Below are 2,365 nucleotides of genomic sequence, written 5' to 3'. Positions count from 1 at the left end.
TACTCGGCCGAGGCGTCCGGCGCCCGCTTCCAGACCTTGGGTTTCTCCGCCAGGGCCGCGGCCCGGGCCTTTGACGAGATCGCCCCCGTCTCGACCATGGCGTCGAGCACAAGGCGGGTCCGCTCGGCGTTGCGCTGCGGTTCATCGACCGGGTTGTAGCCGGAGGGCGACTTGGGGATCGAGGCGAGCATGGCCGCCTCACGGACCGTGAGTCGCGAGGCGGGCTTGTTGAAGAAGCGCCAGGACGCGGCCTCCAGGCCCCAGGCGCCCTTCCCGAAATTGATCCGAGAGAGGTAGATGCCGAGGATCTGCGCCTTGCTGTAGGTCTGCTCGAGCTGCACGGCCAGCATGACCTCCCGGGCCTTGCGCTCGAGGGTCTTCTCCTGGGTCAGGTACAAGGCCCGCGCCACCTGCTGGGTGATGGTCGAACCGCCCTGGCCAAGCTGGCCCTCGGCCAGGTCCGCCGCCGCCGCCCGGGCTATGCCCACGGCATCAAAGCCCGGATGGCTATAGAAGCGCCGGTCCTCGATGGCGACGAAGGCCGCCGGGACGTGGCCGGGCAGGGCGCGTGTGTCCACGGGCGGTCCGAAGCGTCCGCCCCGCACGCCGATCCGCGATCCGTTCCGGTCGACGAAGATCACCTGGGGCGCCCGTTCGATGGGCGGCAGGGGCTGGACCGTCCCTGCGGGCAGGCCCGGAAGGCCGGGGAGGGCAACCGCCGCGGCGGCGATGGCTCCGAGCATGGGGTCTCAGGTTCCTGTTGGACGGGGCAATCCCCGACCCCTGAACCTCGCCCGCAACGGTGGCGAGACCAAGGCGGGGGTCAGGCGCTCTCGACCTGGTGGCAGCCGGCCAGCTCCTCGGCCTCCGGCGGCTCGAAAACGCCCTCGGAGAAGTCGAACATCTCGGGGGTCAGCACGAAGGAAAAGCCCTCGCCCTGGACCTGGTTGCGGGACAGCACCCGGCCGCGCCGCACCTCTTTGGGGGCGGTCAGGTAGTGGAACTGCGCCGGCAGTTCGCAGGCGTGGGCGATCTCTGCGACCCGGGCGCGGTCGGCCCGGCGCAGGAGGCCCAGGTCCAGGACCACCGGGGTCCCCGAGGCCATGACCGCCGCCGCCGTGGACCAGATCTGCGCCTCGCAGCGCTCGACGCGCTCCATCAGCCAGTTGAAGTCCGGCTGCTGCGGCATGTCCTGGGCAAAGAGCCTGGCCATCCAGTCGTCGATGGAGAAGGCCACGGCCCGCTCACGGCGGGCGAGGTCAGCCCCATAGGTCGACTTGCCCGCACCCGAGGGCCCGAAGATGACGTGCAGGGTGGGCGCCGCGGCGGTGTTCAACGGACGGTCAGCCCGCCATCGATCACCATCTCCGCGCCGGTGACATAGCGGCTCTCGTCCGAGGCCAGCCAGAGGATGCCGTTGGCGATGTCGAGGGGGAAGCCCTTCACGCCCAGGGGCACAGCCGTTTCGGTGAGCGCGTCCAGGGCGAGGTCACGCGGGGGCCGGGCGTTGTCGCCGGGGGCACCGGTGCCGATGATGCTGTCCCAGATCGGGGTCTCGATGATGCCGGGGTGCATGGAGTTGACCCGGATCCCGTCCTTGGCGTTGGCGCACTCCATGGCCACTGACTTGGTCATCAGCCGCACGGCGCCCTTGGTGGCGCAGTAGCCGCTCATGTTGGGCGAGCCCTTCAGCCCGGCGATCGAGGAGATATTGATGATCGAGCCGGCCTGGTGCTCGCGCATCAGGGGCAGGGAATGCTTCATACCCAGGAAGACGCCGTCCACATTGATGGCCATCTGGCGCTTGAAGTCGGCCAGGGAGAATTCGGTCACCGGGCCGGACAGGCCGATGCCGGCATTGTTGACCAGGATATCGAGGCGGCCATGCAGGGCCTTCACCTTGCCGACGGTCTCGATCCAGGCGTCCTCGCTGGTGACGTCGTGGTGCAGGTAGTCCGCCTTGGTGCCCGCAGCGCGCAGGGCCTGGATGACCTCGGCGCCCTTGTCGTCCTGGATGTCGGTGATGACGATGATGGCACCTTCCTCGGCCAGCCGCTCGGCGCAGCCCCTGCCAATGCCGCTGGCCCCACCGGTGATGAGCGCCACCTTGCCCTGAACCCGTCCCGCCATGATCGTCTCCTTTACGCTTGACCCCTTGGGGGTTTTTCAATGCCTAGCGCAGGGCGGCGGGATTGCCCAGAGCCCGGGCCAATCCGAAGTCCTGAAGGAAGACGCCCATGCCCATCGCGATCCGCCCCTGCGGCCCGCAGGACGCCGAGGCCCTGGCCCTGGTCAGCCGGGCGACCTTCCTGGAATCCTACGCCGATGTCCTGCCGGCGGCGGACATCCTGGTCCACTGCGAGGT

At 69.2% G+C, this 2,365-nt stretch carries 3 protein-coding genes; all 3 read right to left on the bottom strand.

Translation table 11 applies throughout. The features are described 5' to 3' along the window. On the bottom strand, positions 1 to 743 hold a 743-nt coding region (locus WCJ52_RS12780; RefSeq protein ID WP_336903685.1), incomplete at its 3' end, for a biosynthetic peptidoglycan transglycosylase. Positions 744 to 823: 80 nt separating this feature from the next. Beyond that, positions 824 to 1,336: an AAA family ATPase gene (locus tag WCJ52_RS12775; protein WP_336903684.1), complete on the bottom strand. Its 513-nt coding sequence runs from the start codon at positions 1,334 to 1,336 to the stop codon at positions 824 to 826. After that, positions 1,333 to 2,130 (bottom strand): glucose 1-dehydrogenase, encoded by a 798-nt coding sequence (locus tag WCJ52_RS12770; RefSeq protein WP_336903683.1) that lies wholly within the window; start codon positions 2,128 to 2,130, stop codon positions 1,333 to 1,335. The genes WCJ52_RS12775 and WCJ52_RS12770 overlap by 4 nt, the downstream gene beginning before the upstream one ends. Positions 2,131 to 2,365: the final 235 nt, after the last annotated feature.

Origin of the sequence: Phenylobacterium sp., assembly GCF_037138395.1 — a bacterium.
In the GTDB taxonomy this organism is placed as follows: domain Bacteria; phylum Pseudomonadota; class Alphaproteobacteria; order Caulobacterales; family Caulobacteraceae; genus Phenylobacterium.
Note: the sequence above shows the minus strand (reverse complement) of the source record. Positions and strands in the feature narration are given on the sequence as shown.